This window comes from Collinsella sp. AF15-51 (assembly GCF_003462845.1).
Taxonomy (GTDB): Bacteria; Actinomycetota; Coriobacteriia; order Coriobacteriales; family Coriobacteriaceae; genus Collinsella.
In genome coordinates this window covers 70,501-77,346 of record NZ_QRYG01000010.1, presented here as the reverse complement: position 1 = coordinate 77,346, position 6,846 = coordinate 70,501, and the positions used below count along the sequence as shown (strand labels likewise).

General features: G+C 62.2%; 1 protein-coding gene and 2 rRNA genes. All 3 read right to left on the bottom strand.

From position 1 onward, the window contains the following. Positions 1-23: 23 nt before the first annotated feature. Positions 24-2,998, bottom strand: a 23S ribosomal RNA gene (locus tag DWW51_RS06335). A gap of 397 nt (positions 2,999-3,395) precedes the next feature. Next, positions 3,396-4,901: ribosomal RNA gene (locus DWW51_RS06325) — 16S ribosomal RNA — on the bottom strand. Together the 16S and 23S rRNA genes form the textbook arrangement of a ribosomal RNA operon. Positions 4,902-5,306: 405 nt before the next feature. Then, positions 5,307-6,707, bottom strand: coding sequence for a phosphoglucomutase/phosphomannomutase family protein (locus DWW51_RS06320; RefSeq protein ID WP_117630036.1), 1,401 nt, complete (start codon positions 6,705-6,707; stop codon positions 5,307-5,309). Between the last annotated feature and the right edge of the window lie 139 nt (positions 6,708-6,846).

Below are 6,846 nucleotides of genomic sequence, written 5' to 3'. Positions count from 1 at the left end.
GTCCCGCGGGCCGCGAGGTGCGGTTCCGGAAGAGCTCGGGCGATTAGTGCGGCTCGGCTGAGGACGTCGCCGCCCTTGCACCTGCCGTCTATCGACCAGGTAGTCTACCTGGGCCCTTACCGGAAGGAGAACTAATCCCTGGAACGGCTTCCCGCTTAGATGCCTTCAGCGGTTATCCGCGCCGCACGCGGCTACCCGGCCGTGCCGTTGGTCGACAACCGGTTCACCGGAGGTGCGTCCACCCCGGTCCTCTCGTACTGGGGGCAGCCTCCATCGATTCTCCTGCGCCCACGGAGGATAGGGACCGAACTGTCTCACGACGTTCTGAACCCAGCTCGCGTACCGCTTTAAACGGCGAACAGCCGTACCCTTGGGACCTGCTCCAGCCCCAGGATGCGATGAGCCGACATCGAGGTGCCAAACCTTGCCGTCGATGTGGACTCTTGGGCAAGATCAGCCTGTTATCCCCGGAGTACCTTTTATCCGTTGAGCGACGGCCCACCCACTCGGGGCCGCCGGATCACTAGAGCCTGCTTTCGCACCTGCTCGGCTTGTGGGCCTCGCAGTCAAGCCCGCTTGTACTCTTGCATTCAAAAGGACGGTTGCCGACCGTCCCGAGCGGACCTTCGCGCGCCTCCGTTACCCTTTAGGAGGCGACCGCCCCAGTCAAACTGCCCGCCTGGCACGGTCCCCGAGCCGGTTGACGGCCTCGGGTTAGGACGCCGGTCGCGCGAGGGCAGTATTCCAAGGGCGGCTCCCCGGGGGCTGGCGCCTCCGGATCTGTGCCTCCTGCCTATCCTCTACACGCGGGACCAGCGGCCAATGCCAAGCTGCAGTGAAGGTTCACGGGGTCTTTCCGTCCTTCCGCGGGTAAGTCGCATCTTCACGACCAGTGCAATTTCACCGGGTCCATGGTCGAGACAGCGCCCAAGTCGTTGCGCCTTTCGTGCAGGTCGGAACTTACCCGACAAGGAATTTCGCTACCTTAGGACCGTTATAGTTACGGCCGCCGTTTACCGGGGCTTGGCTTCGGGGCTTCGCCTTGCGGCTAACTCCTCCGCGTGACCTTCCGGCACCGGGCAGGCGTCAGACCCTATACGTCGCCTTGCGGCTTCTGCAGAGTCCTGTGTTTTTGGTAAACAGTCGCTTGGGCCTCTCCACTGCGGCCCGCCTCCGCTCCCGGAGCAAGTCCGTTCACGTACGCGCGGGCACCCCTTCTCCCGAAGTTACGGGGCCATTGTGCCGAGTTCCTTGACCATGGTTGACCCGATCGCCTCGGTATGTTCTACCCACCCACCTGTGTCGGTTTGCGGTACGGGCGCGCACGCGCCTGCCTAGGGGTTTTTCTAGGGACCTCGGGCTCACTCGCTTCGCTCAGATGCTTCGTCCGGAGCCTCGCCCTCGTGCGGACCGGATTTCCCTGGTCCGCGGGCCGCGCTCCATCACGGGGACGTCCAGAACCCCGCCGAGCCACCCCCATCCGTCGCCCCGTCGGTCGTAGCGCCGCGTGCGCGGTGCAGGAATGTCTGCCTGCTGCGCGTCGGCTACGCCTCCCGGCCTCGCCTTAGCCCCCGACTGACCCTGGGAGGATTAGCCTTGCCCAGGAAACCTCGGGTTCACGGCGGACGAGTTACTCTCTCGTCTCTCGCTACTCATGCCAGCATTCTCACTCCCATGCGCTCCACCGCCGGTCGCCCGGCGGCTTCACCGCCCATGGGAAGCTCCCCTACCGATTCTATATAGATAAAATCCCGCCGCTTCGGTGTCCAGCTTAGCCCCGTGTATTGTCGGCGCATGTCCACTCGACCAGTGAGCTGTTACGCACTCTTTGAATGCATGGCTGCTTCTAAGCCAACATCCTGGTTGTCTGGGCGGACGCACATCCTTTGCCACTCGGCTGGAACTTGGGGACCTTAGCGGGCGGTCCGGGCTGTTTCCCTCTCGAGCACACAGCTTAGCCCACATGCTCTGACTGCCGCGCTCTGGGCCGCCGGCATTCGGAGTTCGGTTGGATTCGGTAGGCGGCGAAGCCCCCTCGTCCATCCGGTGCTCTACCTCCGGCGGTGAACGCGCGACGCTAGCCCTAAAGCTATTTCGGGGAGAACGAGATATCTCCGGGTTTGATTGGCCTTTCACCCCTATCCGCAGGTCATCGCCGCCGTTTTCAACCGACGTGCGTTCGGCCCTCCACGGGGTCTTACCCCCGCTTCAGCCTGCCCACGGATAGCTCACCCGGCTTCGCGTCCGCGGCGCGGGACTCAAGTCGCCCTGTTAAGGCTCGCTTTCGCTCCGGCTCCCTTTCGGTTAACCTCGCCCCGCGCCAGCGACTCGCTGGCTCATTCTACAAAAGGCACGCCGTCACACCCCGAAGGGTGCTCCGACTGCTCGTGGGCGCACGGTTTCAGGTACTGTTTCACTCCCCTCCCGGGGTGCTTTTCACCTTTCCCTCACGGTACTGGTGCGCTATCGGTCACAGGGTAGTACTCAGGCTTGGATGGTGGTCCACCCAGGTTCGGACCGGGTTTCACGTGCCCGGCCCTACTCAGGGACCGCGTCGCGCCGTCCGGTCTGGGTTCGCGTACGGGGCTGTCACCCGCTGCGGCCGGCCCTCCCATGCCGTTCCGCTCCCCAGCCGGACCTGCGCCCGGGGGCGGCAGCCCCCGGATGCGCGGCCCTGCAACCCCGTCGGCGGAACCCCTGCCGGGTATGCCCGCTCGACGGTTTGGCCATCGGTCCCCTTTCGCTCGCCGCTACTCGGGGAGTCTCGAGATTGATTTCCTCTCCTCCGGGTACTTAGATGTTTCAGTTCCCCGGGTTGTCCTCCCCCCGCCTATGCGTTCAGCGGGGGGATATCCACGCTTCCGTGGATGGGTTCGCCCATTCGGAGACCCCCGGGTCGAAGGATGTGTGCTCCTCGCCGGGGATTATCGCAGCTTGCCGCGTCCTTCATCGGCTCCCTGTGCCAAGGCATCCGCCGTGCGCCCGTGGTATCTTGCGGGACCGCTCTCGGGCCCGCGGGATATCCACGTGTCGCTAATAAAAATTAATCGATATCATGAATAGCGCTCGTATGTCGCAATTCGGGTATCTCATACCGCGGCACAGTGTCTTCACTGTGCTCGCGATCAGATGCTCCTCACTCATATATAAGTGAATTCTTCTTGTTTGGATCGGATGAATGATTGCTATCATTCTGTCTGATAAATCGCAGAAAAGAATCGAGTCTGGAAGAATGATCTTCCATCTCTCTCCTATCGCTATGCGGCTCTCAAGGTACGCGGGTGCGACCCCGGGGACCGGGTGCTGCGGGGACTTCCCCCGGGCGACATCCACCGGACGGGCTCCTGCCCTCTATTCGAGTTAAGTTGATCTCTCTAGAAGATTTATCTCCCTAGAAAGGAGGTGATCCAGCCGCACCTTCCGGTACGGCTACCTTGTTACGACTTCACCCCCCTCACCCTCCACACCTTCGGCGCCTCCCCCCTTGCGGTTGGGCCGGCGACTTCGGGTGCAGACGACTCGGGTGGTGTGACGGGCGGTGTGTACAAGGCCCGGGAACGCATTCACCGCGGCATGCTGATCCGCGATTACTAGCAACTCCGACTTCATGGGGGCGGGTTGCAGCCCCCAATCCGAACTGGGGCCGGCTTTCCGGGATCCGCTCCCCCTCGCGGGGTGGCATCCCTCTGTACCGGCCATTGTAGCACGTGTGCAGCCCAGGGCATAAGGGGCATGATGACTTGACGTCGTCCCCGCCCTCCTCCGCCTTGACGGCGGCGGTCCCGCGTGGGTTCCCGGCATCACCCGATGGCAACACGCGGCGGGGGTTGCGCTCGTTGCGGGACTTAACCCAACATCTCACGACACGAGCTGACGACAGCCATGCACCACCTGTATGGGCTCCTCTCGGCCACGGGGTCTCCCCCGCTTCACCCATATGTCAAGCCCTGGTAAGGTTCTTCGCGTTGCTTCGAATTAAGCCACATGCTCCGCTGCTTGTGCGGGCCCCCGTCAATTCCTTTGAGTTTTAGCCTTGCGGCCGTACTCCCCAGGCGGGACGCTTAATGCGTTGGCTGCGGCACGGGGGGATCGTCCCCCCACACCTAGCGTCCATCGTTTACGGCTGGGACTACCAGGGTATCTAATCCTGTTCGCTCCCCCAGCTTTCGCGCCTCAGCGTCGGTCTCGGCCCAGAGGGCCGCCTTCGCCACCGGTGTTCCACCCGATATCTGCGCATTCCACCGCTACACCGGGTGTTCCACCCTCCCCTACCGGACCCAAGCCGCGGAGGTTCCGGGGGCTTCGGGGGGTTGAGCCCCCCGCTTCGACCCCCGGCCTGCCGGGCCGCCTACGCGCGCTTTACGCCCAATGAATCCGGATAACGCTCGCCCCCTACGTATTACCGCGGCTGCTGGCACGTAGTTAGCCGGGGCTTCTTCTGCAGGTACAGTCTTGACTCTTCCCTGCTGAAAGCGGTTTACGACCCGAAGGCCTCCGTCCCGCACGCGGCGTCGCTGCGTCAGGGTTCCCCCCATTGCGCAAGATTCCCCACTGCTGCCTCCCGTAGGAGTCTGGGCCGTGTCTCAGTCCCAATCTGGCCGGTCGGTCTCTCAACCCGGCTACCCGTTGTCGGCACGGTGGGCCGTCACCCCGCCGTCTACCTGATGGGCCGCGGAGCCATCCCCTCCCGTCGGGGCTTTAGCCGGGGTGCCATGCGGCACCCCGGGGTATCCGGTATTACCCGTCCTTTCGGGCGGCTATCCCGGGGGAGGGGGCAGGTTCTCCACGTGTTACTCAGCCGTTCGCCACTCGCTTCCCTCCGGAGAGGGGTGCCGTTCGACTTGCATGTGTTAGGCGCGCCGCCAGCGTTCATCCTGAGCCAGGATCGAACTCTCCGTCCAAAATATATGGGCTTCGAGCCCGTCCGGTCCTCTCAGTCCATCGCTGATCGGTTCCGTTCGATTCATATGGTTTTAGTATAGGAAAAGGAATTTCTCGGGGCCGCCTCTCGGCGGCCTTGCGAAAAACAAATCCAAGTTAGACCATTTCAAATGGTTCGATGTCTGCCCGGATGCGACACATCTGGTGTGTCCATCCTCGCAGTATCCGGTTCTCAAGGTGCACGCTCTGCGGCTGATCCGGTCCGACCGGGCCGCGCGGCAAGGAGATATATTGCCAGACCGGAGGGCCCCCGGGGGCGGGAATCTGGGCGTACACATTTCCTACACAATTTGGGATCCGACTAACGTTTGCCAGCCGTTAACTACCGCTCACCGAGCATCTCTTTATATAAGGCAGTCTCATGGTTAAAGCGGATACGTTCCCCTAGCTAAAGCACAGCCAGCATCGAGCAACTCATCACGTTCTTCCACCGAGAACCCCTCGGCGTAGACGCGCACCACTGGTTCGGTCCCGCTAGGACGGACCAGCAGCCACGTGTCATCCTCGAATGCTAAACGCAAGCCATCCATATGACTAACGTTTTGCGGCACCTTGCCACAAATCGACTTGGGGTTTACGCCCGGCAGCAGGGTTCGTAACGTTTCGGCATCTTCGGCCTCAAGGCGCAAATCGCGTCGACCGTAACTCGTCTTACCAAAACTGTCCTCGAGTTGGTCGACCAGAACGCCCAAAGGCGCGTCCGTCTTTGCCATAAGCTCACACAGAATCAGACAGGCGAGGATTCCATCGCGCTCGGGCATATGCGCGGCGATGCCGATACCACCGGCTTCTTCGCCGCCTATGAGGACGCCACCCTTCTTCATCTCTGCCGCTATATATTTGAAACCGACTGGTTTGACGGTCACGCGGCAGCCAAGCGCCTCGGCAATGCGACGCACGAGCGTCGAGCACGAAAGATTGACGACGACGCGCCCCTCCAAATTACGAAATTGAACCAAGTCGCCCAAAACGAGCGCCATGATCTGATGCGGATGTATATATCTGCCGCGCTCGTCAACCGCGCCGATACGGTCGGCGTCGCCGTCGGTCACCAGGCCAGCGCAAGCTCCGTCCTCGATAACCGTATGCTCGCAAGCGTCCACCCACGGCTCAACGGGGTCGGGGCAGATATCTTCTTGGTCAGGCGCCTGCCCGGCGTGAATCTCGTGCACCTCAACGCCAAGCTCGCGCAGCAAGTCGGCTAGATAGCCCTGGGCTGCGCCGCCCATGGGGTCAACAACCACGCGCAGGTGCGCGGCGCGGATGGCTTCGGCATCGACAAACGATGCCACCGCTTGCATATAGTCAGGAATGATATCCGCGGTGCGATATTGCCCCTCGATCCCCATTGGCTCGGGAGCCATGGTCTCTTCGAGCTCTTCGATGACATCCTGGTTGGCGGTCGAGCCGTCACCCATGCGAATCTTGAGACACAGATAACCCTGCGGATGATGGGACCCCGTCACCATGAGCGCGCCGCACGCCTCACCGTCATAAGCCGCCGCCCACGTAAGAGCAGGGGTCGGAACAGGTCGCGAAGCGAGCACGGCGTCTAGCCCGTGCGCTGCTAGCACACCCGCCGCAAGCTCAGCGAACTCGCGCGCCAGGGGCCGAGTGTCGAACCCTATATATACCGTTTTGCCCGGATTGGTCTTTTGCCACAACTCGCCGACGGCATCGGCGATACGGGCAACGTTATCGGCAGTGAAGTCCTCATCGACGCGAGCGCGCCAACCGTCAGTTCCAAAATGAATTATCGCGCACACGCGCAGACACCTCACAGTGTTTGGATCATGGTACGCATGAGGTATACCCGCGATACACACTCGGCAACCTGCCGGCACCAGCATTCACCATTTGGGCAAATGCTGCCGAGGACATGCAGGCAATAAAAAAACCGCCCCG